At 41.6% G+C, this 26,714-nt stretch carries 24 protein-coding genes and 1 tRNA gene; 15 read left to right on the top strand and 10 right to left on the bottom strand.

The features are described from left to right. The first annotated feature begins 27 nt into the window (after nt 1-27). The 10 genes from HWQ44_RS22870 to HWQ44_RS22825 all read left to right on the top strand — a co-directional run bounded on the left by HWQ44_RS22870 (nt 28) and on the right by HWQ44_RS22825 (nt 8,852). On the top strand, nt 28-711 hold the full coding sequence (locus HWQ44_RS22870) for a hypothetical protein (RefSeq protein ID WP_292723433.1): 684 nt from the start codon (nt 28-30) through the stop codon (nt 709-711). Beyond that, nucleotides 704-949 (top strand): hypothetical protein, encoded by a 246-nt coding sequence (locus tag HWQ44_RS22865; RefSeq protein WP_292723430.1) that lies wholly within the window; start codon nt 704-706, stop codon nt 947-949. Before HWQ44_RS22870 ends, HWQ44_RS22865 begins: the two co-directional genes overlap by 8 nt. After that, on the top strand, nt 949-1,143 hold the full coding sequence (locus tag HWQ44_RS22860) for a hypothetical protein (protein ID WP_292723428.1): 195 nt from the start codon (nt 949-951) through the stop codon (nt 1,141-1,143). Before HWQ44_RS22865 ends, HWQ44_RS22860 begins: the two co-directional genes overlap by 1 nt. Nucleotides 1,144-1,285: 142 nt before the next feature. Further along, nucleotides 1,286-2,665 (top strand): transposase, encoded by a 1,380-nt coding sequence (locus HWQ44_RS22855; protein WP_292723425.1) that lies wholly within the window; start codon nt 1,286-1,288, stop codon nt 2,663-2,665. Nucleotides 2,666-2,728: 63 nt separating this feature from the next. Continuing rightward, complete coding sequence (locus HWQ44_RS22850) at nt 2,729-2,863, top strand: hypothetical protein (protein WP_292723423.1); 135 nt, start codon at nt 2,729-2,731, stop codon at nt 2,861-2,863. A 395-nt stretch (nt 2,864-3,258) separates the two neighbouring features. Continuing rightward, nucleotides 3,259-4,032 carry a nucleoside phosphorylase gene (locus tag HWQ44_RS22845; protein ID WP_292723421.1) on the top strand — a complete coding sequence of 258 codons (774 nt, stop codon included), beginning with the start codon at nt 3,259-3,261 and terminating at the stop codon, nt 4,030-4,032. Nucleotides 4,033-4,481: 449 nt separating this feature from the next. Then, nucleotides 4,482-5,018 carry a retropepsin-like aspartic protease gene (locus HWQ44_RS22840; RefSeq protein WP_292723419.1) on the top strand — a complete coding sequence of 179 codons (537 nt, stop codon included), beginning with the start codon at nt 4,482-4,484 and terminating at the stop codon, nt 5,016-5,018. Nucleotides 5,019-5,147: 129 nt separating this feature from the next. Then, nucleotides 5,148-6,011, top strand: coding sequence for a GH25 family lysozyme (locus tag HWQ44_RS22835; protein WP_292723417.1), 864 nt, complete (start codon nt 5,148-5,150; stop codon nt 6,009-6,011). A gap of 446 nt (nt 6,012-6,457) precedes the next feature. Next, nucleotides 6,458-7,822: a tRNA (N6-isopentenyl adenosine(37)-C2)-methylthiotransferase MiaB gene (gene miaB / locus HWQ44_RS22830; RefSeq protein ID WP_292723416.1), complete on the top strand. Its 1,365-nt coding sequence runs from the start codon at nt 6,458-6,460 to the stop codon at nt 7,820-7,822. A 409-nt stretch (nt 7,823-8,231) separates the two neighbouring features. Then, on the top strand, nt 8,232-8,852 hold the full coding sequence (locus tag HWQ44_RS22825; protein WP_292723414.1) for a hypothetical protein: 621 nt from the start codon (nt 8,232-8,234) through the stop codon (nt 8,850-8,852). A 97-nt stretch (nt 8,853-8,949) separates the two neighbouring features. Here the strand turns inward: HWQ44_RS22825 and HWQ44_RS22820 are convergent, their stop codons facing one another. Beyond that, nucleotides 8,950-9,927 carry a bestrophin family protein gene (locus HWQ44_RS22820; protein ID WP_292723412.1) on the bottom strand — a complete coding sequence of 326 codons (978 nt, stop codon included), beginning with the start codon at nt 9,925-9,927 and terminating at the stop codon, nt 8,950-8,952. 710 nt (nt 9,928-10,637) lie between these two features. Continuing rightward, nucleotides 10,638-11,027, bottom strand: a complete 390-nt coding sequence (locus tag HWQ44_RS22815; RefSeq protein WP_292723410.1) for a hypothetical protein — start codon at nt 11,025-11,027, stop codon at nt 10,638-10,640. A 289-nt stretch (nt 11,028-11,316) separates the two neighbouring features. Between HWQ44_RS22815 and HWQ44_RS22810 the strand changes: the two genes are divergently transcribed. Continuing rightward, the gene (locus tag HWQ44_RS22810) at nt 11,317-12,078 is read left to right on the top strand and encodes an N-acetylmuramoyl-L-alanine amidase (RefSeq protein ID WP_292723409.1); all 762 of its coding nucleotides are present in this window, start codon (nt 11,317-11,319) and stop codon (nt 12,076-12,078) included. A gap of 595 nt (nt 12,079-12,673) precedes the next feature. Here HWQ44_RS22810 and HWQ44_RS22800 read toward each other — a convergent pair. The 3 genes from HWQ44_RS22800 to mnmG form a co-directional block, all read right to left on the bottom strand. Continuing rightward, entirely contained in the window at nt 12,674-14,032 is a 1,359-nt protein-coding gene (locus tag HWQ44_RS22800; protein ID WP_292723407.1) for a hypothetical protein, read from the bottom strand. Between the two features lie 120 nt (nt 14,033-14,152). After that, nucleotides 14,153-14,371, bottom strand: coding sequence for a hypothetical protein (locus HWQ44_RS22795; RefSeq protein ID WP_292723406.1), 219 nt, complete (start codon nt 14,369-14,371; stop codon nt 14,153-14,155). A 47-nt stretch (nt 14,372-14,418) separates the two neighbouring features. Continuing rightward, nucleotides 14,419-16,341 (bottom strand): tRNA uridine-5-carboxymethylaminomethyl(34) synthesis enzyme MnmG, encoded by a 1,923-nt coding sequence (gene mnmG / locus HWQ44_RS22790; protein ID WP_292723404.1) that lies wholly within the window; start codon nt 16,339-16,341, stop codon nt 14,419-14,421. 409 nt (nt 16,342-16,750) lie between these two features. On the opposite strand from mnmG, the gene HWQ44_RS22785 reads away from it, so the two are divergent. Beyond that, complete coding sequence (locus HWQ44_RS22785) at nt 16,751-17,623, top strand: D-alanyl-D-alanine carboxypeptidase family protein (RefSeq protein ID WP_292723402.1); 873 nt, start codon at nt 16,751-16,753, stop codon at nt 17,621-17,623. A gap of 434 nt (nt 17,624-18,057) precedes the next feature. After that, nucleotides 18,058-19,368, top strand: a complete 1,311-nt coding sequence (locus HWQ44_RS22780) for a hypothetical protein (RefSeq protein ID WP_292723399.1) — start codon at nt 18,058-18,060, stop codon at nt 19,366-19,368. Between the two features lie 30 nt (nt 19,369-19,398). On the opposite strand, the gene HWQ44_RS22775 is transcribed toward HWQ44_RS22780, so the two are convergent. Then, nucleotides 19,399-20,073 (bottom strand): S-layer homology domain-containing protein, encoded by a 675-nt coding sequence (locus HWQ44_RS22775; RefSeq protein WP_292723475.1) that lies wholly within the window; start codon nt 20,071-20,073, stop codon nt 19,399-19,401. 244 nt (nt 20,074-20,317) lie between these two features. Between HWQ44_RS22775 and rpiA the strand changes: the two genes are divergently transcribed. Together rpiA and HWQ44_RS22765 are read left to right on the top strand one after the other, a co-directional pair. After that, entirely contained in the window at nt 20,318-21,028 is a 711-nt protein-coding gene (gene rpiA, locus HWQ44_RS22770; RefSeq protein ID WP_292723472.1) for a ribose-5-phosphate isomerase RpiA, read from the top strand. 625 nt (nt 21,029-21,653) lie between these two features. Further along, complete coding sequence (locus tag HWQ44_RS22765; RefSeq protein WP_292723396.1) at nt 21,654-23,279, top strand: serine/threonine-protein kinase; 1,626 nt, start codon at nt 21,654-21,656, stop codon at nt 23,277-23,279. A gap of 203 nt (nt 23,280-23,482) precedes the next feature. Here HWQ44_RS22765 and HWQ44_RS22760 read toward each other — a convergent pair whose 3' ends face one another. The 4 genes from HWQ44_RS22760 to HWQ44_RS22745 form a co-directional block, all read right to left on the bottom strand. Beyond that, entirely contained in the window at nt 23,483-24,664 is a 1,182-nt protein-coding gene (locus HWQ44_RS22760; protein ID WP_292723393.1) for a CapA family protein, read from the bottom strand. A 294-nt stretch (nt 24,665-24,958) separates the two neighbouring features. Continuing rightward, nucleotides 24,959-25,043 (bottom strand) — tRNA-Ser (locus HWQ44_RS22755). A gap of 251 nt (nt 25,044-25,294) precedes the next feature. Continuing rightward, nucleotides 25,295-26,101, bottom strand: a complete 807-nt coding sequence (locus HWQ44_RS22750; RefSeq protein WP_292723391.1) for a pentapeptide repeat-containing protein — start codon at nt 26,099-26,101, stop codon at nt 25,295-25,297. A gap of 10 nt (nt 26,102-26,111) precedes the next feature. Beyond that, on the bottom strand, nt 26,112-26,714 hold a 603-nt coding region (locus HWQ44_RS22745; protein WP_292723388.1), incomplete at its 5' end, for a hypothetical protein.

Raw genomic sequence — 26,714 nt, 5'->3', positions numbered from 1 at the left:
AAACTTTTAGCGATTTCGTAAAACATCATGACCAAACATGACACTTGGGTGAAACTCAAACCCGGTAATCCTTATGAGCCAATTTTAGATTTATTTCCAGACGGGATGATACCCATGCGTGACCCGTTCCCCCTGGAGCGCGTGACCGCAGTTGACGGTGAACAAGTGGTGCTGTGGATTGTAGATTTAGAGCGCCTTGGTAGTATCCAAGCTAATGCCATAGCTCAAATTATTGCTCACCATCGCGGTGCTGACCCTAATGTTGTGGCAGCAGAAGCAACCTCTGTCGGTGGCTTTTCTATGAAGCATGAGTGGGTTGACTTTATATGGTGCGGCCCAGAGGGCTTTCAAAGGCAAAAGGAACTGGCAGATTTTTTTGAAACTGCACCACAGCCACCTAGCGCCCGTGCATACCGAGAATTTTATAACAGTCAACACGAGCGCTGGATCGAAGGGGAGGAAGTGCCCCCGCCCATCAACTCCATTGAGGACGTTGACCCCAGATTACGCACTCCAGAGCTAGAACGAGCTTTCAAGATGAGAAAAGTTGAGAGTGCTATGGCGAACGGTAACTACTCAGTTCTTGATGTGTTAACCGGACGTGCAATGGTTGATTCTCTTAACATTATTGACCCAGAAAACTCATATTCCTTAGTTGGTTATGACGAATTTGATGAGGACGAATTTAACGAGGATGAAATTTATGAGTGATGAAAGTTTAATAACTAAACCACTAAATAATGACTTCGTGACTTTACCAAAAGATTTGTTTGTACTAAACACTTTAGCTATGGGAATAGCTATACAAATTATTGCCAAAACAACTGGGGAAACTATAGAAATATGGCAGCACTATGTAGGGTCAACAGCTAACGAGCAATACCGTCAATTATCAGAAGAAGAAATTCAGGAAATAGTTGATTCTGTGAAAAATCCTATAACCGCCTGATGAATCGCAATTGTTGCGATCGCGCACATCTGCGCGGGCTACCTGACACAGTAGCCGAAACGGTGGCAACGATGCCACCGTCGCGGGTTGTGTCCAAAGCAATCCGCCCCACTGTTTCTAGGGAGTGGGGCGTTAATACTGAATTGCACACCCATTCTGTGGGGTGTTTGCAGCTTCAAGCGCACCTTCTCTAGAGCTACCGGGTTAAACCCAGCGTTAAGAGTGAATCGCGCCCCTCTTGTATGGGGTGTTAGGGGATTCAAGCGTCAAACTGGGCTTTTCAATATTCGTGGTAGGAACACGAATTCTAAATAACCCCAATTAGCAAACTGAACCATGACAATTAAATCGATTAGATCCTTGGGAGTTGATGTTAGTAAGTCAAGCGTAACTTGTCATATTTTAACACAATACCCCGTAGGTGGATTGAAGACCTATTGGCAAAAAAGCCGAACTAAAGCTAATACTTTATTCCCTAGTTTTTACTCCAGTCCGAAGCGTAAAAGCAAGCATAAATCAGCTTTTGATTTCGCTGATTATGTAATAGAGAATAAGCCTGATGTGGCAATCCTTGAGCCAACAGGGAATCATTACTCAAGGCTTTGGGCGAGAATCCTGGAAAGCTTAGAAATTAAGATCCTTTGGGTTGGTCATATTGAACTGAGGCGTTATCGCGGTGGTAAAAACTTACCCAATAAATCTGATGAGGCTGACGCTTTAGCTATGGCTGCTTACGGTGTGGATCAAGAAAATTATCTAGAATCTGGTGAACTTAACCCACGCCAGTTTCTAATGCACCGTCCGCAGATCATTGATGAGCTGCGCGAACTGGTACAGCAACTCGAACATCTTGCCCGTGTTCAATCACCGATCGTTAACTACACTCGCCAGGTTTTAGCGTGGCAATTTCCAGAAAAGGCACACAGTGAAAGTCGAAGCACTAAATTAGGTAACGTTCCGCCGTTATGGGGTTGGTTAGCAGAGAGGGAGCTAGAGGTACACCCACAGAGTTACAAATCTATATCAAAGATTTACCGGGAGTCGGCGGCGGTGCAATTTGGGCTAGAGATAGATCCATCTGTCAGACTTCATGCTGACTGGCTTTGCGATATCGACATCGAGGAGCAGCGACTAGAAACTAAACTCAAGTCGCTGGTCAATGATGAGCAGTTCAAAACCTATAACCAGATTTTCGATCAGTTCACCTTTGGACTGAGGATTCGGGCCAGGCTGCTGAGTCGGATCTATCCGTTTGAGGCTTTTCTCAGTAGCGATGGAAAACCGTTGATTGAGAGGGAAGTGAGGGAAGTTAAGAAAAAACAAGTCACCCGCGAGAATGGTAAATCTGTGGTGAAATTCCTACCCGGTGATGTGAAAAGGGTCAAGCGCAACCGCTCGCGTGATGCTTTTAAACTTAGGCTGGGTATGGGAACCGTCCTAGAGCAATCCGGCGATAAGCTAGTTGAGAAAGGAGCCGGCAGCGCCCTCTGTCGCATGAACTTCTGGCAACACGTGATCACAAAGGTTGAGGTTGACGGGCGGCTGCCCGATAATCCCATAAATAACGAGATTGCTGTTTATAAGGAAACACTCAAAAATAATGTTGACGGTTCTGGTAAACAGTTACTCAACGGTAAGCACTTGCAAAATAAGCTGATGTCAAAGGTTGCCAACCTTTTGTTTCGGGAATTATCAAGAGCGATCGCAAAACTATGACTGACGATTACCCAGTTTATGTAAAACTTTCTGCACAAAAATCAAGTCAACTAGTAGAGACAGATGACGACTACGATCCAACAGATGATTACGATGCTGATGAACCTAAGTATTGCCCAAGATGTGGGCAATATTCTGTTTTATGGGGAAGTTTTGATGAAGTTTGGTACTGTCAAAACTGTGATGAATTTTGATTGACTTACAGCAGATGATTATGTAATAGTCATTAGAAATAGGTTCAGAAGTTAACCTAGTCAGCATTTAAAACCGAGGGGGATGAGTAGGGATACTCATCCCCTCAACTTTTGCAAACTCCGCAGTCCTTAGAAGGTTAGAGTGAAGCTGCTAGACAGATGGCATTAGCTTACGATCATTTTCTCTATCCACCCAAATATCTCAATTGCATAGTTGCGGTTGAAAGACAACTTCAGATATGGGAAGGAGGAGATTTTAGGTAAAGCAGGACTTACGCATTTAAAAGCTGAAACCTCGTGCGCTTCACGCACTTACTCCTAACCCACACTAACTGCTCCATTTGGGGATACCGCAAGTGGAGCAAGTGGCAATACATTTCATTTAAAATACAAAATTGGATGCCAAATAAACGCTTTTATCACATTGGCTTTGGACAAGATGATTTAGGTTCATCGCCTCCCAGCATTGCTTTATTATCTGGCGATCCAGAGCGATCGCACCTAATTTCCCAAACTTATTTACAAGATGTCCGCTTGTTGTCAGAAAATCGCGGACTCAATAGCTATGTAGGATACTTACCAAATGGTCGCAGTGTCTTATCAGCTACAAGTGGTATGGGTGCGCCTTCATTAAGTATTGTTGTTAATGAGCTAATACAAGTAGGAATCAGGCAAATTATTCGCATTGGAACTTGCGGTTCCATTCAACCCCATATAACCGTTGGTAGCGTTGTTATTAGCAGTGCAGCATTGTGTCGCCAAGGTGCAGCTAATGACATTGCACCTGTAGAGTATCCAGCCGCCGCCGATCCTTTTCTGACAGTCGCTTTAGTTCAAGCAGCGCGAGAATTAGAGATTGAACATTACATAGGAATTACGGCATCAGTTGATACTTTTTACGAAGGACAAGAACGCACTGATTCCGCAAACCCGTATTTAATGCGATCGCTGCATGGCATCACAGAAGAATATCGGCGCTTAAATATCTTGAATTACGAGATGGAATGCGGCACACTATTCAAAATGGCAGGAGTGTATAATTTTGCTGCTGCTGCTATTTGCGGTGTAGTTGCTTCACGTACTGATAGCGAAAATATCATCTTAGAACAAAGAGATATTGCTATAAAAAATGCGATCGCAACTGCTGTACACGCAGCAACAACTCTGGCATAAGCTAACAAATTTCTCTTATTTAACTTCTTAGTCTGCCAGATTTAATCTGCTCTAAGTATTTTTATCATGTCTTTACTTAATCTTTAATTTATCAATCAGTAATTCTAGGTAAAATATCTTGAGTAAGATGTAATTTTATCTGATAGAGATATATAAATACAAACAGAAAAAATCTCACTAACTATCTTGAAAGTAAGAAATTTGTGTGGATATCCTAGACCGAGTATATAGACAAAAATTATAGACTGAATAACACGATATATTTAAAAAAGTGTTGGATTACAATTTGCATTAAATTGCGTTTTTGCATTAATGACTTGAGTTTTTTTAAGCAATTTTTGCAGCAATTATGAGTAATTTAGCTATCAATAAATATCAAAAAAATTGGAGATCGATATAAGATGAAGAATGCTTTCAGGTGTTGGATTACAAGCGTTAATCTAGTTGCGATGTCTACGACGGTCTACGCTTACGCCCTCATGCTGACGCTGATGTTTTTAGCATTCTCTCATCGGGCAACAGCAGACGATCCAGGAGCGTGTTACATGATAACCTCCTCTGGTAAAACCGTTGGATTGGGAAGGCTTTGTGGAAATATAATAGCCGCACCTTCAGACAACAGAGTTTTTCGAGTCTCAATCAAACGCCGCTTTGGTGGAACTCCTGTGATTGATGTCACCTTCAACGACAAAAAAACCTTTGAAATGATTGTAGATACAGGTGCTAGTGGAACCATTATCACTCAAGGTATGGCGAATACACTTAAACTCCAGGCTACAGGTACAATGCAAGCCCAAATTGCCGATGGTAGCGAAGTAGAATTTCCAACCAGTAAGGTAAAATCTATTGCAGTAGGTGGAGTTACAGCCCATAATCTTCAGGTAGCGATCGCACCAAAAGCAAGCATCGGTCTACTAGGTCACGATTTCTTTGGCAACTATGATATTAAGATTCTGGAAACAGAAGTTGAATTTCATCACCGCTAAGTTGTAATACCACTTAGACAGATATTTACAACTTGTAAAGATTTTACTTGCTTCATAGAAGATTTCCGAAAACAGCCGACATGACATTGTAGCTAGCCAAGTACTTTTACATACAAGGACAGACAAGCTATGTCAGTTGAAGGTATTGACGTTGCTCAATTCAGTGAGAATATTGATTGGGAAAAAGTGAAAAGTCAAGGTATTCACTTTGCTTTTGCTAGAGTGAACTACGGAACCTATAAGCAAGATACTCAGTTTGCTTCTTATTGGCCTGCCATTAAGAAAGCTGGTATTATTCGTGGAGCATATCTCTTCTTTCGTCCTTCTGAAGAGGTTGACCCGCAGGTAAAAATGTTTGCTCAAGCTCTAGAGATAGAACCAGGTGATCTCCCCCCAGTCGTAGACATTGAGCCAGATTATAAAGATAGAGAACAGAAGCACGATCATTGGAGTGACTTGACTTTGACACAGAGGTTAGACCGAGTTTCCAAGGTCTTAACTGCGGTGGAAGTTACTACAGGTTACAAGCCGATAATATACACAGGATATTATTTTTGGCGAGATCAGTTGGGGAATACTTCACATTTTGCTGACTATGACCTGTGGATAGCAAATTACAACCCAGGTACTCCTAGTATTCCAGGCGGTTGGAATTTGCATACTTTCCACCAGTACGACGGGGATAAAAAAGGTTTTCCTGGTATATCAGGTGATGTAGATCGTAATAGATTCAACGGTGCTTTAGATCGTCTCCAGGCTTTAACCGTTCCTGCTGTTTCACTTCAGCAAGGTTGCATTGGCCCTAAGGTGAAAAAGTTGCAGCAGGCTTTAAAAAAAGTTGCCCAAGACTCAAGTCACCCAGAATTCGATCCAGGATCGCCAGATGGTATTTTTGGCCCAGGTACTAAAAAGGCTGTTATAGCTTATCAGCAAGCCAACAGTCTTACAGCGAATGGCATTGTTGCCCCTGGAGACAAATTAGCGATCGCTTAAGATGAGTTTGACTGTCAAAAAATCTTGATGGTTTGCACAAACGCAATTGATCATATACCTAAGCTATCTGAACCAAAAAAGCATTTTTTATAACTAAGTACTACTATTGAGTAACCGTAAATTAACTTGTGAAAGTGGTTTGTAGTAGCATTTCTACAAACCCTCTCCCTAAATCAATCTTGACAGTCTACTATTCGCGGTTCACATACCCTAATGATCAGCAAGAGATTTCTTTGGCAACTATGACATCAAGATTCTGGAAACAGAAGTTGAATTTCATCACCGCTAATGCTTGCAGCTTGTAAATTTTTTAAGTTTTTATATTGAAATTATTTCAACCCGCCCGTTTCTCTCAAGAGTTACTCAGCATTCCTGAAGCTGGTTAAGAGCGTTATAGAATAGAAATAAACCTTACATAACATTACGCTGATTCAGCAGAATTGCCCATGACCACTTCTAAACGCCAATACCACATCACTACTTTCGGTTGTCAGATGAATAAAGCTGACTCAGAGCGCATGGCTGGCGTTTTGGAAGATATGGGCTTTGAGTGGTGTCAAGACCCGAATCATGCAGATGTGATTCTCTACAATACCTGCACAATTCGGGATAATGCTGAACAAAAGGTATATTCTTACCTCGGCAGACAAGCAAAGCGTAAACATGAGCAGCCTGATTTAACCCTCATTGTTGCTGGTTGTGTTGCCCAGCAAGAAGGAGAAGCGCTGTTGCGGCGAGTGCCAGAATTAGATTTGGTAATGGGGCCACAACATGCCAACCGTCTGAAAGATTTATTGGAGTCAGTATTTGAGGGCAACCAAGTTGTAGCAACTGAAGCAGTTCACATTATTGAAGATATCACCCAACCGCGACGAGATAGTACAGTGACAGCTTGGGTGAATGTGATTTACGGCTGTAACGAGCGCTGCACTTATTGCGTAGTTCCCAATGTGCGCGGTATCGAACAATCTCGCACGCCGTCAGCTATCCGGGCTGAAATGGAGGAATTAGGACGGCAAGGTTACAAAGAAATTACTCTACTCGGTCAAAATATTGATGCTTACGGCAGAGATTTACCTGGAGTCACACCAGAAGGTCGGCATCTGCACAACTTTACAGATTTACTTTATTACGTCCATGATGTGCCGGGGATTGAAAGGCTAAGATTTGCTACTAGTCATCCCCGTTATTTTACTGAGAGATTAATTCAGGCTTGTGCTGAGTTGCCCAAGGTGTGCGAACACTTCCACATTCCCTTTCAATCTGGGGATAATGAACTTTTAAAAGCGATGGCGCGGGGTTATACGCATGAGAAATATCGCCGGATTATCGATACCATTCGGCGGTATATGCCAGATGCCTCCATTAGTGCCGATGTAATTGTCGGTTTTCCTGGGGAGACAGAAGCACAGTTTGAAAATACCCTGAAACTGGTGGAAGATATTGGCTTTGATATGTTGAATACAGCAGCATATTCGCCGCGTCCAGGGACACCAGCCGCTTTGTGGGACAATCAACTGAGTGAAGAAATTAAAAGCGATCGCCTACAACGGCTCAATCATCTAGGAAACTCGAAAGTAGCAGAGCGATCGCAACGTTACTTTGGACGCATTGAAGAAGTTTTAGTAGAAGACCAAAATCCTAAAGATCAAACTCAGGTAATGGGACGCACTGGGGGTAATCGTTTGACCTTTTTTAGCGGCAATATCAAAGAACTCAAAGGGCAGTTAGTGAAGGTAAAAATTACCGAAGTTCGCCCTTTTAGCTTAACGGGTGAACCGATTGAAGTGAGGCAAACTGTTTTACAGTAAGAACCAGTTGAAATAAGTAGAGCGGCGTGAATAATTCAAGGTTTGTAGTGAGGACTTTAGTCCTCATTTGAGGGCTGTTCGCGAAGTGTTCCCGCAGGGTAGCCCTGACTACGAACTAATCTCAAGATTTGTTACATTACTTAATATACCTTGACTTATTCTCAACAACTTATTACCCCTTTGAGATTGGTAAATGTCCCTGGACTTACCAGCGCCATCAACAAATCTTCTGGGATGGGCCGAAAAACTATCCAAAGCATTTCATAAAGAATGCAGCAAGTAAAAAGACATTGCCCCAAGACACAGGGATTTGCTCAATTGTCCAAGCGTCCTGACAAACAAAAGTCTTGCGGGGGATGACTAATAAGGGTTATCTGATTATTCTTTTTGAAGATTGTACTCTTAACTCATGATCAAGTTACCGCAGACAATTTCAGTTCTTCTTTTTGGGGCTAGCTTGGCTATAATTTCCCCTCAACTTGCTGCTGCTTTCACTGTTCAAGAGGTAGTTAACCTTGCCCAAGCATCAAGCGATTTGCCAGTGGTGAAATCAGCAGGACTGTCCCCCGATATGAACGTTCCTTGGTCGAAAGCTGTGAGAATTGTTGACCCCTTTGAAGGGGAGTTTCTTGGGGTTTTCGACCGCAACTCATTAGGTGGCTATTTGTACCGTGAGGGATCAAACCAAGTTATTAGTTTGTGGACTCCTTCGAGCATTCGAGTCCTGGTTACAGTCAATTCTGGTCAAGCAAGTTCTTCTTTTTACACCGCAGGTCATCTGTATCCTAGACCTGATTTTCTTAGATTTGTCACTACCAAAAAAGTTGATAAACTGTTGCTCAAGGTGAGGGAAAAAGTTTTTAAATTAGACGGTTCAACTGGCTCGTTTGCTGTCAGTAGAGAATTAGCCACTGCTTTGAAAAATGCTCCAGATGAAAACTTAGATATCAGACTAGTCTTGGAAGGAGGTCAAACTATTGATAGCAAAATTGGTAAAGGGACGGTAAAAGCTTGGCGAAACATTTATTAAGCTATTGCATTTTTAAGCCAAGTATTATCTATGATTAATAAAGGAAAATTTTCTCCCATCTCATCAGTAATTTATCTGGGAAAACTAGTTTATAGATTTAATAATAACGAACATTGTTAGAAGCAAGCCTGATTAATTCTTCCACATTGTTTGAGATTGTATTGCAAATCGTATTTAAAGGTAAGTCATTGGGATCAAGCCCAAAAGGTTCTTCGATTTCTGAGCCAATTTGTTCAATACTTAATAGTGTAAAACTTACAAAAGCCATTACTATACCAGTCCACCAATTTAAAAGACTAACAATTTCCAAAGGTAATATCAGACAAAAAATTAATAATAGTTGCCTGAGTTTAATAGTATATATCAAAGGCAGTGGCGTTTTTAAAATGCGTTCGCAACCACCTAAAATATCTACTAAATCATCTACGCAGTTATGTAAAGTAGTCAGTTGATAGACATTTAGACAATTCCGGTCATGCTGATATTGCAAGTAATCTCCTATCCAGTAGGCAATTTGTAGTGGGGGATGATTAGTGTCTTGGAGTTGTAAATATTGTTTTTCAGACATTAAGGATGCTAACTCAGTGTCTAAAGGTACTGATCTAAGATGTAACTTCATTGCAACTGCAAAAGCAGTTACTAACCGAACTATTGCCTCTTTCTCTACTCTATCTTCAGGTGTCTTTTCTTTAACTATTATCCAAATCCCACGAGTTAAGTTACGAGATGTATTAACTAAAGCTCCCCATAGTTGACGACCTTCCCAAAATCTATCATGGGCTGTATTCGTCCGAAAAACTAATAGTAATGTAAAACCAATATTAAAACTTAAAACAGCATTAGTCAGAATACTATTGGAATCTGAAAATGCTATTGGTAATCCCAAATGATAGAGAAATGATATTAAAGTACCATAAAGAGTACAAAAAAGTACCCAAGGAAGAATGATAGAAATAATTGACCTTTCAAGCCGAAGAGTTACTTGAAGCCAGCTTAATTTTTCGCCTTTGTAAAGATGATACTTTTCTCTTAAAGAGTTTTTAGAATTATTTTGAAAATATTTAGGTCGTTTCATATTGATCGGGTTGACAATTACATCAATTAGCAAACTAACTTTCTTTTTTAGTCAAAGTTATCTTGCTTAAGCAAGATATGTGTAAGATGTAGGTTTCCAAATAGCAATTTCTGTGCAACTATAATCAACATAAATCGTAATATTAACATTAAAATTTATTTATGTTAACCTTCTTTAGATAGGGAAATTCATGACCATCTTCTAACTTTTCACGATCAACCTGGTTTTCTAATTCTATTGGTTAAACTTCGTGGTATTTCACTGCTTTATGAGAGAATTAGACAAAAATTTACAGTTATTTACAGTAAATACTCACTTTTTCTCACCGACAAGGCAGGAAACAAGGAAATATCCTAAAAATTGTTATGTCTAAACTTTTTCAAAAATAGAGTGCTGACAATTCATTTGTCAATTTATGCTTTATTTTTCTGGAACTTGAGAGGGCATAACTTCAATCAATAATTAAGTTTTATCATGTTAGAAATACCGCCAGAAATTGAGAAGCAAATTCAAAGATGGCATCGAGATGCAGTAATATTGCACTCGATTTTCATAACCTTGGGAGTAACTTCCATACTCTCGTCTTTGATTGTTGCTACTTTTGTTCAAGAACTTGGAACCTTTCGGACAAAAGTTTTTGCTGCAATCAGCGCAGCTTCTGTAGGAATTATTAATACGACAGGTGTGGGACGAAAAGGTAACGGATTTCGTCAAGCCCAAAGACACTTAAAAGCTGAAACAATAAGATTCAGTGCAGGGAAGAGTTCTATTGAAGATTTAGCAAAAGCTTTCGCAGAAGCAGAATCAATGATAGGAGATGTAGAAATTAAGATCCGAGATTCATCAGATTCATGAGCATGATATCTAATTAAATTACCAGATAAGTAGCTATAGTGGCGATCGCTCATTGATTTTTCATAGCTTTGAGACTGCTGGTAGCGACGCAAAACAGATTGGATATTTTTTTTACAAACGTCTTCACCAACTGCCTGAGAAAGCGATCGCCACAACTGAGAACCGACTTGTTTGATATAGTCGTCTTTATAACTTATCTGCACCGCAATTTCCGCATAGGTGCGTCCCAGCCAACTTTCCAGCAAAACTACAGATTGAACGTTATTAAGCCTTTATCCAAAGGTAGACCATAAAAGAGAAGAGTATCGACTAAATTCAGCGCCTCTTGTGCCGTCATGGATCAGCCTGCTTAATTTATAGGTTGAACTTATGTAATTTCTCTTTTCAATGAAATTTTTCCGTTGACCGTTACATTTTTTTACACTAACAACTCACCTTTTCTCACCGGCAGAGCGATCGCATTCGGGTTAATAATTAATACAGTGTAGATAAGTTAATGCGTACTTCTCAAACTATAAAAAGGAGATAAATTCTATGAAATTTGGTATTGATATTGGACACAATTGCCCACCAGATACAGGGGCAACAGGCATTCAACAAGAAGATGTTTTAACTAAAGCAGTTGGTACAAAATTGATCCAAAAGCTAAAAGCAGCAGGACATACCGTTATTGATTGCACTCCTACAAGCGCTAGCAGTGTAAACAATTCTCTTAGACAACGAACCGATAAAGCGAATGCCAATAACGTTAATGTCTTTGTCTCCATTCATTTTAATAAATTTAATGGGATAGCAGATGGCACAGAAGTTTTCGCCATTAGTAATACATCCAAAGGTATTGCTCAATCAGTTCTTAAAGAGATTGTTAAACTTGGATTCAGAGATAGAGAGGTTAAAAGTAGAGGCTTATTTGTTCTCAAAAATACACAAATGCCAGCTATTTTAATTGAGTGCTGCTTTTGTGATAATAAAAAAGATATGGATCGCTTTGATGCTGAAAAAATGGCTGAAGCGATTAAAGATGGATTAATTGGTGACTCCGATCCCCGTCAAACTAAACATGATAAAAAGTACATTCTAGAAATTACAGAAAAAACTTTCTTAAAACCTTCTACAGAACAGTCATCAGAGCTACCCAAAGAATCTCTATTCGAGATTGAACCAGGAAATTACCCAATTTTAGATGCCCATTTTGAAGAAAGCCATTATTGGGTTAAGTGGCCTGATAAAAGTAAAGGAAACAGAGATGAGCATTTTGTTTTTGCTGGACATGCCAAAATTGTAGAAAAAGGTTAACCATTTGTTAACACCTAGATAAGATCCTCGACTTATTAAATAAGTCGAGGATCTTATAATAATTTGGGCTTATGGAAATATTTTTTCATAGGACAAAGCTATGTAATTACTAGATGATTTAGTCAACAATTATTTTAATAAAGATTTAGCAATAATATTTATAAAAGTTGGCATTGAAAGTGCAAAATTTACCGATATCAATCGGCAAATTCTCAAAGAAGTAACCTTCACTCAATGGTTACTAGAGTCTGCTAGAGGGAGAAGTGAGCTTGCTGTCAATGCTAACAATTTTGCCGGATTCAAATGGCGAGTTCCTGATATGAAAGGGTTTGCCGAACCGTTAAAAATTAAAGTTACTTCTGAGCTAGAAGAAGTATAATTTTGTAACTTCCAAGATATTAATGCCTTTTTCCAAAATTTTTGCAACACATAAATCGGCTGTAGGGGCGTACAGGTTTACACCCCTACTTATGTATCTGTATCAGCTATTTTGTTAAACGGTATATTTAGGTAAATTATGAGATGATGCAATGTGCAACTTAGAGTTTATCATTGCAATATTTTGATGAGTGGAAGAGTTGCGACAGAAAAACTTTTACAATTTCTGCCCTGCGTAAATCGATCGCACTTCGCCGTTACGCCGGATGACAGCTTCGCCATTACTAACATCTACAAGTGTCCAACCGCTTGAGCCAATGCTTTCACCCATATTGATGCGGCGAGTCACACCATCGATTTTAAACAAAGCGGCAGATTTGTTGCCCAACTCTAGTAATCCTTCTAAGGTATTACTGGGAGCCTCTGCGATCGCAGTTGCCGGATATACTTGTTCCTGGGTAATAGTTGGTTCTGACTCTGGTGCGAGTGCAGCACGCAATGGAACTACTGGTAATGCTGGCAGAGGTTTGGGTGTTTGGCGCACGCTAATGGGTGCAGTTTTCGCCGCCACAGGTTTGAGTTCGGCTCGTACAGCCGCAGCTAACATGTTGACGGTTACAGGCTTGGCAGCTTGTCGCACTGTATTCAGGGCCGTTTTCACAACATTAGGTTGAGATACCCGTAACGCACTGGCAACTTGTGGTAGTGTGGGAGTCCCAGGAATAGCTGGGAGGGCGTAGCGCATTGGCGATGGCGCTTGATAAACGGGAACGTAGATGCGCTCAACAACGCTTCCAGAACGGTTAGGCGCTGGTGGTGTATTGTTAGCTAGAAGTGGAAGTCCTGGTAGGTTACCACTTGTTTGCTCACGAGCAAAGGCAATTTGGTTAGTATTTACCTGACTGGAGAAGCCCGATTTGAAAGATTTTTGATTGGGTGTTGCTTCTTGCTTATCTATAACTGCCAGTGCTCCCAGCATGTAGTCAACCAACTCTGCCTCAATTTCTGTTTTTACGGGCAACTGCGACTGTGGTTGTGGCACTATCAGCGCTGACTCAGGCAATTTGGTATTTAAAAGATATACGACTCCAGACTGTACCAGATAGATAATACCAGCGATCGCCACGCCTAAAGTTGTTCCTACAATCAGCAGTTTGCCCAAGGTAAGACTAGTTTTTTGACGCTTTCTACTAACTGATTTCACAGTGCCGGTGTCAAACACAACGGTACTCAATTGCTTGTGCTTATCTTGAGCAACTGACTGTACTGGCTGATTCAGTGTGTTTGGTAAAATAATCTGCGGGATCGTAACTGTTTGCAGAGGCACATATTCTGAAGACGACTGGCGTTGAGCTTGGGAAGAAACTCCAGCAACAGAATGGCTCGATTTTTTCTGACTACTGTGCCTAACGGTTTGAGAAGGCAGATTACCACTAACATCCAGAATGTAGTCGATATCGGCAAAGAGTTCATCCATTAGGCCATCAGCATAGTTTTCTATCGACCAAGGCTCGTTGGCGATTAAGTCTTCTGATGGTTCCGGTACTATGAGACGGGTGCTGGCTTCTTGTAACATAGACGTTCTGGGTTGTTGCTAGGACGGGGAAACGCCGCCCCTACTGCCTGGAAATGAGGATTATTATTAAAGAGGGAACAGGGAACGGGCAACAGGGAACACGGGTTTTCAGATGAGGATTTATACCCCACCTGAAATATGCCACTTGATAGAAGTGGGGGTATTCTTACTCCCGGATAGGGAACAGGAAATAGGAAAAACTGTTAAGAGTTCCCTTCTTTGATTAAACATCCAATCTCCTGTCTTATGGAGACGAGTTGATTGAGTGTTGGTATCAAACTCAACTTTAATCTGAGGATTGTTGATGATGCCACTACTAATATTTATGTCATCTATCATACCAATCTCTCTCCCTACTACTATACTCAGTCTTTATCAAGTTTGTGTTAGGCTAACGCTGGAAATTCAGACTGGCTCTTGGTTCTACGCAATTCTAGATATAATAATAAGGCATTAATATCCGCTGGGTTTACACCACCTATACGTGCAGCTTGACCAAGAGTGAGTGGTTTTACGTGAGTCAGCTTTTCCCGTGCCTCTTTAGAAAGAGTATCAATTGTTGTGTAGTCCAAATCCCCAGGTAACTGGCGGTGCGCTTGGCGGGCAATTTGGTCAATCTGACTTTGTTGCCTAGCGAGATAGCCAGAATACTTGATATCAATTTCTGCGCCTTCTTTCTCGGCGCGGTTGAGGTTGGGGTTTCCCAGTCCAAACCTGTCCAGGTCAACGTAATGGAATCCCGGACGCCGCAGTAAGTCGTTGAGGGTAATTGAACCTTTAATTGCTTGTTGGGTATTAGATGCGATCGCTATTCCCATTTCATCATGTTCTTTGACTCGTGTGGCTTGCAATCTTTGTTTTTCTGTAGTAATATTCGTTTGTTTTTGGGTAAATAGATCCCAGCGGCGATCGTCAATTAAACCAATTTCCCTTCCCAAAGGTGTCAGGCGTTGGTCGGCATTGTCAGAACGCAATAGTAATCGGTATTCTGACCTACTGGTAAGCATTCGATAAGGTTCCCGCAGGTCTTTTGTACACAGGTCATCAACTAGCGTCCCAATGTAACTTTGCTCACGGGCAAAGACAATCATTTCTTGAGAGCGAACAAATCGAGCTGCATTAATTCCCGCCACCAGCCCTTGAGCTGCGGCTTCTTCATAACCTGTAGTACCGTTAATCTGCCCTGCACAAAACAGCCCCGCAATCTTCTTAGTCATCAGTGTGGGATAACACTGAGTTGCGGGTAAATAGTCATATTCCACAGCGTAGGCGGGACGCAGCATTACACATTTTTCCAAACCAGGGAGAGTCCGCAACATTTGCAGTTGCAAATTTTCTGGCAACCCTGTAGAAAACCCTTGAATATAAAGTTCGGGTATATCCCTTCCTTCTGGTTCAATAAAGATTTGATGGCTTTCCTTATCAGCAAAGCGCACAATCTTATCTTCAATACTGGGACAATAGCGCGGCCCTTTGGCTTCCACCCAACCGCCATAAACTGGTGACAAGTGCAAATTATCCTGAATCAGACGATGAGTTTCGGCAGTTGTGCGGGTGATGTAGCAAGGCATCTGTTCCCGTTCTACCCACGCCTCTGGGTCAAAGCTAAACCAGCGCACATCTTCATCCCCTGGCTGGATGAGCATTTTACTATAATCCACTGATCGCTTGTCTACCCGGGCTGGAGTCCCAGTTTTAAGTCTTCCGGTTTCAAATCCCAGGCGATTTAGGGTTTGTGTCAATCCTTCAGCCGCAAATTCCCCAGCCCGTCCGGCTGGCATTGATTTGTTACCAACCCAAATTTTACCTCCGAGGAAGGTGCCAGTTGTCAAGATGACTGCTTTGCATTGGAACCCTACACCAAAATAAGTTTCAACGCCGATGACTTCACCGTTAGCGCCCAGCACCAAATCTGTTGCCATACTTTCGCGGATTGTCAAGTTTTCTTGGTTCTCAACAATAGTTTTCATCACCGCTGCATATTCGCGCTTGTCCGTCTGGGCACGTAATGCCCAAACAGCAGGCCCTCGTGAAGAGTTGAGGATGCGTTTTTGCAGGTAGGTGCGGTCTGCTACTTTACCAATTTCTCCGCCGAGTGCATCTACCTCATGAGTCAACTGGGATTTGGCCGGGCCGCCCACCGCCGGGTTACAAGGTTGCCAAGCAATTTTATCCAAGTTGAGCGTCAATAGCAGGGTACGACAACCGAGGCGTGCAGAGGCGAGAGCTGCTTCGCAACCGGAGTGACCTGCACCGACGACTATGACATCAAAAGCGTCTTGGAATTCAACGGAATTGTGCATGGTCATACTTACAGGATCAGCAAGCTTAGAGGTCTTTTCAATTTTAACTGTTCCAGTGATTTCATGGATGTATCTTTCTGATAAAAAAGTTATCAAACTTACTAGTACTCAATCAGAGACAAGTTTCTATTTTTAAACTTGAGTATTAATTAAAAAATATATTCTCTTTTAAAATTTGTGACAACTTTACGGATGATTGGTCGCAGCTATTGTTCACATGGTTAGCCATTGACACAAATTAATTGATGACTAGTATATATTTAGCTATCTTACACAAGTTGTATAGAGCTAGGAGCAACATCAATTAATTATCTATATTTATCTCTATTATCTGTGATTTTCACTTATCAATAACAGATATTTGTCAGAAGCTCATTACTTTTACTCTTGAATCAACCAAGTAATTATTTAAAAAATGAAGCTCAATATCAGGAATAAACCAAATATTACTAGATTTATCAGAAAAGCAACTTTTCTCAGTATAGTTATATTGATGATTTTTATCTTAGTAGCTAGTAATGAGATTACCCATCACAAATTGGCTAGAACTGCCCAACCATTAAACGGATGCTTGAGTAATAATTCATTACCTTGTACAGATACCCCTAAAGAGATAATATCAGAACCATTTATTCCCAACCCAAAATTAAACGCTCAAGAGCGTTTTTTATCTGCGATCGCTAGAAAGTTACCTACAATTCCCCAGCCTGCCACTTATGAATATACTTTGCTGCGAACATACGGCGCAGTCTTTGTAAATCCAGATGTCGGGATTAAACTACCGCAAAAGGATATCTTTGCTAATGAACAAGAAACCCAAGAGTTTCAAGCTACTTTAACAATGGGTCATGTTGATGGAACTAACGACTGTTATTTACAAAAGTCGGCGGCTGACGCTTTAAATAAAGCGCGAATCCAGCAACAGATATCGCTCAAATCTGGTTATGGTTCTGGTGATTGTACTCGCACGTTTAACACGAATTTAATATTTTGGCACAAATATGCCAACAATGAAGTTTTAGCAAAAGTTCAACAAGGGAAAGAAACAAAAATTCTCGGTTTAGTTGCACCTCCCGGAACTTCACAACATCTCTGGGGATTAGCAATTGATTTACGCGTATCTAATCAAAAACAGAGAAAAGCTCTCAATCAAAATGGTTGGTTTCAGACTGTACAAAATGATGTCCCCCATTGGACTTATATAGGTTTAACTGAAGAAAATTTACCTCTATTTGGTTTTAAAAAACAAGCTATTCGAGGCATTACTTATTGGATTACACCACTTTAGGTTTAAGAGTTAGAAAAATTGGCAAATCGAGAAGCTCTAGCACGCTTGATTTTAATCAAATTATTAAGTTTAAGTATCAATGTTTTCTTAATTCTGAATTCTTACCTTTAAGTAAAATTTGATCTGATAGGCTAATAATCATTCAAATTGCATCCCCGCCTCTGCCGTGTAAGAGCGTCTTTATTGAGGATTATGCAACTCAAAAGGGGATAATTGGCTAAGTCGTCATTTATAGACTAAACGGTTTGGTCTATAATAAGCAAATAGTAAATTTTTGACTTGCTGAATGACTAATAATTTCTTGAGAAGTTAGGATGAAATCACAATCGAATTTCAGTTGAGATATTTCCTTCTGAGGGAAGCAAAAGCATCAAACAGCAACGCTTATGCCATCAAATTTTACCAATTTATAGTAAATTTAAATAACCAATCCTATGCCACATCGTCATTATCCTCCCGCCTACTTACGCTATCTCAGAGCCAGGTTATCAAATCTAGGGCGACCTGCTTTTTGGGGATCTGCAATTTTTTTATCTGTAGTAGGGCTAATAACCTGGGAATACTGGTCAAACCCAGATATTTTCGTTTATAAGAAGCAAAAAAACCCAATCATTTCACAAAAGCCTGCTGATTCCTCCCTGTCAGCAGAAAACAGAGCCATTGCAGCGGATATTGATAACCTGCCAGTTTTGTTTAATGATTTTGAGCAAGCAACTCTCTCATCAACGGCAAATACGCCTAAGGAAAAGACTGAGGCAAAAAATAGCACAGGCTTATTAGAGGATGTAGTTAACAAACAAAAGTCTGCTAGTGATACCAAATTAAATCCTGGTTTAGGCGTTAATAGCGACACCTCCCCAGCCCTGAAAAATCCCTTTGTTGTACAAACAGAAAATTTATTGCGTACTGGGACGGTTAATAGTAATAACCCGTTTCTAGGTCTCAAGACCTTAACTGGGGCGTCAGAACCAACACAAGGGGAACAAACATCCTCTAGCCAGGGTATTGGATCGACTAATAAAACCAACAAGAATCAAAATTCTCTCTCTATCAGCCCACTTGAAGCGGCGCTGAACCAATCGACAAACCAGAGATTATCTAGCTTCAATGGTATCACTCCAACTCAGACAAATACCTTGGGGCAAGTCTCTGACTCAGGCACAACCCTAATGCCACCCATCAACAGCTTATCCAGTCAGAATTCTCTACAAAATACTGGGTTAACTCCTGGGACAGGCTACACATCAACGGGTACAAACTTACCTCAAAATCCCTACGGTAATTTAAATAACGGTCAGGTATTGCCTAATAATGGCTTAAATACTGGTACAGGTTATCCATCAACGGGTGCAAACTTACCGCAAAATCCCTACGGTAATTTAAATAACGGTCAGGTATTGCCTAACAATGGCTTAAATACTGGTACAGGTTATCCGTCAACGGGTACAAACTTACCGCAAAATCCCTACGGTAATTTAAATAACGGTCAGGTAGTGCCTAATTTAGCACCAGTGACGCCCCCAGCCACCTCTATCGCACCAAGTAATATTGCACCTTACTCTAGCCAGAGTCAAGGTGTTGTTACACCCACAAACCCTACGGGATATGGGAATTATGGCTTGCAGCAACCGACGCAACCACCACAATCTAATTATGGTAATTATGGCTTGCAGCAACCAACACAGTCTAATTCCTTATATCTTCGCCAGATTCGAGACAAGTATAGAAGTCAGGGTCAAAACTGATTTTAAGTCCGTTGGCTAGAAAAAGTCTAGCTAAGGTGATTGTGGGTTATTGGGAATAATTGGAACTTCTGGTGTTTCGGGTTGTCGCTGTTGTCGTTGCAAATATTTACTCAAGACATAAGCCATATCCCCACGGGTAACAGGTTTTAAAGGGGAAATATTACCTTGAGCATCTGTGTTAAGAAATCCCTCGGTAGCTACTGTAGCGATCGCTTTTCTAGCCCAAGTTGGGATAGACTTTTCATCTGGATGTGAAGCCAGAATCTCATTCACAGCAGCATCAGGAAATTGAAATACACCATAAGCCTGAGCAAAAATCGCCAGAGCTTCTGCCCTTGTCACCTTTTGGTTAGGGAAGAATTCATCGCCTCGATAGCCTTTCATGATGTCAGTTTTTAGAACTGTCTGTATATCATTAAATGCCCAATAAGAACGAGGAACATCTGGAATAGTTAAATTTCCTTTGTTAACAGCTTCTCTTTTATCTAACCGAAATGCTTTTACCATAATCGACGCTAATTCTGCCCGACTCAGTAACCTTTCTGGATAAAACTTGCCATCGGGAAAGTTTGTCATCCATTTGGCAGCAGTTACCTGTTGAATGGAATCAGCTGGTGTTCCAGAAGTAGATTCTGGTACTTGAGCAATTGCTGGCAAGCTTTGCAGTAGTGCCATTAAAGATAGAGTAATTGAAAGCTGACGCATCATGATAACCACTTTTAGCTGCTAACGGGAATTGAAAAAACTACGTTACTGAGGTGAACGCAAAATTTAGTCTCAGTCAATGACGAATTTAGGCTGGGTAATGTTGCGTAGCTACGTAGTGATGTTAGCTGGTTTTCATAATCAAGGGGGTAGAAATCAGCAAAAACTTGTTTTTTACCTTTCATCTTTTGGCGTTATCTGCCCACTACTATGGACTATAGTCAGTTTTTCAGGAGTTTTGGGAATGACAGCAGCAGCAGATCCCGTCAAGTTGATGAAGCAAGAAGTTGGCAAAGCCGCCGCGGCCTTAGTCAAGTCGGGTTCCATTGTGGGGTTGGGTACGGGGTCAACTACAGCATATACGATTCAGTTTTTGGGCGATCGCCTCAAGTCTGGTGAACTCAAAGATATCATTGGTATACCTACCTCGTTTCAGTCAGAAGTGCTGGCAAAGCAGTACGGTGTTCCTCTCGCCACCTTGGATGCTATTGACCACATCGATATTGCCATTGATGGCGCAGATGAAGTCGATCCGCAGAAGAATTTGATTAAAGGCGGTGGTGCAGCACATACCCGCGAAAAAGTCGTAGACTACCTAGCAGAACAGTTCATTGTCGTGGTAGACAGTGGCAAGTTAGTAGACCGCTTAGGTTCTACTTTCGCTGTGCCTGTGGAAGTGATTCCAATGGCAATTACCCCTGTCACCAATGCCATCAAAAAACTCGGTGGTAAACCAGAACTTCGCATGGGTGTAAAAAAAGCTGGGCCAGTAATCACCGACCAAGGGAACTTTGTCTTAGATGTCAGATTTGACTCCATCGAAGATCCAGCCGGACTAGAAAAGACATTGAATAACATTCCCGGCGTTCTGGAAAATGGGATCTTTGTAAACTGTGTCGATTTAGTTTTAATTGGCGAAGTCAAAGATGGTCAGCCATTAGTGCGGCAACTGTAATAATTTTGGATTTTAGATTTTGGATTTTAGATTTCAGAGACATCTAAAATCCAAAACTAAGCAAAATTCTAGTGAGTTTAAACAGAAATTTCCCAAAATTTGCCAGTTGTACATCATTCATTCTGAATTCTGAATTCTGACTCCTGAATTCTGTTTTGACACTAAACTTTAGCCTACTTTTCTATAAAACCTAAAAAATAGCCTTAGAGGGTGTTTGAAAAGTCTAAATTATTACTAGCCTTGGCGACTAGAAACCTTGGCGATTCGAAATCACGGCTACACAGACAAAACCCACCTACGTGGGTTAAAGAGTTTGATTTTGTGTTAGTCCGCGCAGGCGGACTTTGCTTGTGTAGCCGCGATTTCCAATCGCCCAAAACTTTTCAAAGATCCTCTTAACCCGTCTTCCGCTTTAAGCTTGCCGCACTCCCGCGCTATCCTATGAGAAAGATAAAACTGTTGCGATCGTGGGGAGGTCTTTCTCACTTCAGGAATTCCAACAACTACATCCCGTAAAATAGACAGGCAAGAACCCTGCCCGATAAAAATATGGGAAAATTTTTGGGAAATCCCTCAAAACTCAGGACTCGGTACTTATCTGCTCACTCAGGACTCAGGACTCTTTATGTTAGCAGGCACAATTTTGCAGGATGGAAAATATACCCTAATTCAAGAAATAGGGCGGGGTGGCTTTGGCATTACCTTTAAAGCTACACATCACTACTTGGGTCAGGAGGTGGTGATGAAAACCATCAATGAACGGCTGCGACAACATCCTGATTTTGCCAAATTCGAGCGCCAATTCCAAGATGAAGCCAGACGATTAGCTACGTGTATTCACCCAAATATAGTCCGAGTTAGTGACTTTTTTGTGGAAGCTGGACTGCCTTATATGGTGATGGAATACATTCCTGGTGAAACCTTGGGAGACGCATTTGTATTACCAGGGATAACTTTGCCTGAAGCCACAGCAATTCATTACATCCGGCAAATTGGGGCAGCGTTGCAGGTAGTACATAACAACGGCTTGTTACACCGCGATGTCAAACCGGATAATATTATTCTTCGTCAAGGAACACAAGAAGTAATACTAATTGATTTTGGCATTGCCAGGGAATTTAATGGCGGTGTCAGGCAGACTCACACAGGTTTGGTTTCTGAGGGTTATTCTCCGATTGAGCAGTATATGACGCAAGCGGCGCGTACACCCGCCACGGATGTTTATGGTTTAGCGGCAACCTTGTATGCACTATTGACAGCTCAAGTTCCCATGCCAGCATTATTGCGCGATCGCGAACAAATGCCTTCCCCCCGCGAACTGCAACCACACTTGAGTGCTGCTGTCAACCAAGCGGTAATGCGCGGTATGGCGGTAGAGTCTCGTTTTCGGCCAGCGACAGTTGCTGAGTGGCTGCAATTGCTACCTGGAAATGGGATGAATGGGACATCGCAAGTTTTATCCACTTATGCAGTGCCAACTGTCAATCTATCTGCCCAGCAGGCAGCAACTTTAATTGGAAAAACAGCCCAAAATTCTATTCATAGACCATCTGTGCTGGCGCAGCCCAACCCAGGTATGGCTAAGGAAACTGTACTGGCTAAAAAGCTGGGGTCATCTAAAGTATTTATTGGTATGGGTGTAGCCCTAGTTGCTGCTACAGCAGGTTTTGGGATAGCCAGTATATTAGCCAAATTTCAGCAGCAGCCCACCGCCAAGCCACTTGTTGAAAAGCCAACTCAAGAATCAGGCGCGAAAGCACCTAATTTTGATAGTACATCTTCACCCAGAGGTGAAGAGACTAACACTACCTCAAGAACCGAAACAGCACCTGTCTCTAATTCCAAGCAGCGTCGCCGCAATCGTCGTTCTTCTCAAGAAAAATCTACCAGTAGCCCTACAAGAGAATCGCAACGCGGTGATTCCGAACAATCTACACCTTCACCTAGCGTTTCACCCACGCCCTCGGTAGTGGAAAAACTACGGGTATTCCGAGATGAGCGGAATGCTTCCCCCGCACCATTACCATTCCCACAAAAGAACTTACCCGCTTCTAGTCAAAATCCTGCCTCCCCTCAACTCGTAAGTCCGTCAAACCCTGTGGTTATACCAGCAGCGCCACCAAAGGAATCCAAACAATCAGATCCTTCTGCTGTGGTAGTACCAACACTGGAAAAGCAAAATTCACCGACTAATAGCCAACCCCAGAATATTCAGAAGTTCGAGGAAAAGCCACAAGATGACAATAACTAGTACCGCAAGGCGGAATTAAAAATTAAAAATTAAAAATTAAAAATGAATACAGCATAAAGTTTCGTTGATTTGGAATGATTGGTTTATTTCCGCCATGTTGTACTAGTCAATTTTATATTTTCAATTTGGGATTTTGGTGAAGCAGCGCGGTGAGTTCAGCACAGCGCTGACTCCTATTAGCTAATTATGAATTACGAATTATTTTAGGAAGGATTAAGTTTATTCTGTACAATCAATTCCCCCTTCTTATTAATCTTCACCGGATTCTTGGGAAAAGCTTGATTATTTAAATAACGCATAAGTTTTACAGTCTGAAAACTCTGATCAATATGAGGAATTCCCTGCCGATCCATCCGAACGGGGATAATTTTACTTGATACCAAATCTCCTGCTGAGTTGAGTTTGACTTCTAAAATCATTGAATCACCTGTTTGGGCATTTGTAGATAAAGTCCGATATCCCAAAAAGTTCCCTAAAGAATAAGCAATAATTTTTCCCTGATAAATTTCCATAGCTCTGGGAACGTGAGGCCCATGTCCTAGCACTAAGTCTGCTCCGGCATCAATCATGTTTCGAGCAAACTTGATCGAATTCCCTCGGTTTTCTCCATAAAAAAACTCTGTTTGATTCTTAACGTGTAGTGCCCCCGTTCCTTCCGCTCCAGCGTGCATCGATACTACTACAATATTGGCTTTATTTTTGGCTTCTGCTACGAGTGCTTTAGCTGCTGCTAAATTATGAATGGAATTATACATTTCATAAGGAGAAAACCCAATCATAGCTACGGGGATATTGTTAGCTTCCAAATAAAGAATTTGATTTTTATGACCTAATGTTGCAATGCCCACAGCCTGAAGATTTTTCATTGTATCTTTGAACCCTACCGAGCCAAAGTCCATTGCATGGTTATTCGCCATATTGAACACATTAAAACCAGCCTTAGCAAATAGCTGGGCGTATGCAGGTGGAGAGCGAAAGGCAAAGACTTGTCCTCGACTAATATCTTTAGCAGTATAGGGATAATTAGTTAGGCTACTTTCAAAATTACCAAACAAGATATCAGATCCTTGCAAGTGAGTTCTCACTGATTTTGGTAATAATTGCTCTCGAAAGCGAGGTAATCTATGATTAGGAAAATTAGTGCCGGGAATAATATCTCCAACGGCTTTGATGGTAATAGTATTTGGAAAGGTTTGTTGTTCTGTTGTTGATGGCGTAAGTTCAGGGATAGTTAATGGAAATTGTACAGACTCGGTAGGTTTAGTAGCAGCGTTTAATCGTTGTGATTGCCCAAGCCGGATAATGACTCCTATACTAATACCCAGATATAAACAAATGCTGATAACACTAAATGAGAATACTCGCCCCAAACTGCGATTTACCATCGTTCACTCCTCACACGATGGCATTAGTTTATCCCAAAATTCTGTGCTATTAGTGTATATTTTATTGCTATTTTAAAATATATACTTAAATAAATACTGAAGTATAATCCTATCTCACTTGCAAATAATGATACATTTCAGCTATTAAGCCAAAAACCATCGGTTTTGTCTAGTACAGGACGCCGTAAATCCAGCTACCATCTCAATTAACCAGACAACAAGTTGCTTGAGCAAGTTGTTAAAGATGGGCAAACTTCCGCGACGGTATACTAGTTTTTCAGTAATCTTTTTAAACGGAGAGGGGGGGATTCGAACCCCCGTTGGGTTTCCCCAAAACGCATTTCGAGTGCGTCACCATGAACCGCTCGGACACCTCTCCAGCTATTTACTCAGACATTTGACTATATATTCTATATTCAAATGCCGTGAAGTCAGGGAAATCTTAGCGCATTTCCTATAATATCATAGCAAGTTGAAAGATCGTGGTTCTGGAAAATGTATCCATCGTCAAACCCCACGAAAAGCTTGCTCTATCTAATATCTAATGGTAAAGCTGTCATGCTTCCAAAATACAGCATTTACGATGCCTGCGGCGGGCTACGCCTACGCACTGGCAGAATGTGGGATAAACTAATTGTGCCTTGAAGCATCAGGCATAATTGCTTCTTGAAGATTTACCCCACTGAGGTTAGCTCCTCTAAGGTCAGCTCCTCTAAGGTTAGCTCCTCTAAAATTCGCCCCTGCCAAATTCGCGTCTCTAAGGTTAGTCCAACTCAAGTCAGCTTGACTCAAGTCAGCTTCACTGAGGTTAGCCCGCAACAGGTATGCACCACTTAAGTGAGCTTTGTTCAAATTAGCTTTGTGTAGGTCAGCTTTGTAAAGATAAGCCCCCAACGCTTCCGCCTTATACAAGTTTGCTTCACTGAGGTCAGCCGCTATCAAGTTAGCTTCAATGAGATTGGCAAAAGAAAGGTTAGTCCGCATTAGCTTTGCTGCACCCAAATCTGCATCTCTCAAGTTAGCGCCTCTTAAGTCAGTACCAATCAGATTAGCAGATGCGATCGCAGCGCCTCTAAGATCCACCCCACTCAAGTCAGCTCCAATTAAATTGGCATGACTCAAATCTGCCTGTGTAAGTATAGCGCCACTCAAGTTAGCAACACTGAAGTTAGCTGCACTCAGGTTAGCTTCATTCAGGAAGGCTTTGTAGAGGTTGGCACTACTGAGGTCAGCACCACTAAGGTTTGCTCGCACCAGTAAAGCACTGCCTAAATCTACCCTTCTCAAGTTTACCTTCTGGAGGTTTGCGCCTCTGAGGTTATCGCCTTGCAGATTCGCACCGCTGAGGTCTGGTTCAATTTGGGGATTTTTCTTTCTCCACTCAATCCATCTAACTGCACCTGCTTTGAGTAAAGTTAGATGCTCTCGATTTACCATTTTCTCTCCTTTACTCCTGACGCCCACCCAAAGAATTTACCCGGCCAGCGACACTTTCAATGGCCGTTAATGCTCCCGCCGCCCCTGCTAGAATATCCTGTTCTTGTCCACCTAAGTAAAGCCGTCCAAAGCTACCTACAGCTTGAACTTCAAGAATGTTAATCCTCGCTGCTTTTTCCGCTTCATTAGCAGCCAGTGCGGCATAAGCAGCAGGCTCCACCTCTAATACATATAGTGTTTGTCCTGCTAGTAGTAGCTGTCCCCGGCGTGTGCGATTAATGAGTTGTGTTTGATAAGCATCAATGTTGCGGATAATCTGACTAGAAATAACACGCGGTTTGAGACATTCCTCTCTTCGGACTCCCAAGAACGCCAAAATGGCTTGACCAGCGGCTCGCGTTTCGCCTTGGGAGCTAGAATGAACTTCCAATAGTCCATACAGTCGTTCAACTACTTGCACTCCTGGACGGACAGAGGCAGATTTCAGGGCTATATCCGTAATCTTATTAATTTCGATACCAGGAGAGATTTCAATCCACAGTGATGTATCTCCTGGTAATGGTAAGAAGCCTTGGGCTACTGTTCCCATATATGCTGCATGTTGAGGTTGCAG

Origin of the sequence: Nostoc sp. JL34 (assembly GCF_017114945.1) — a bacterium.
Classification (GTDB): Bacteria; Cyanobacteriota; Cyanobacteriia; order Cyanobacteriales; family Nostocaceae; genus Nostoc.
This window is presented reverse-complemented; position numbering and strand designations above follow the sequence as displayed.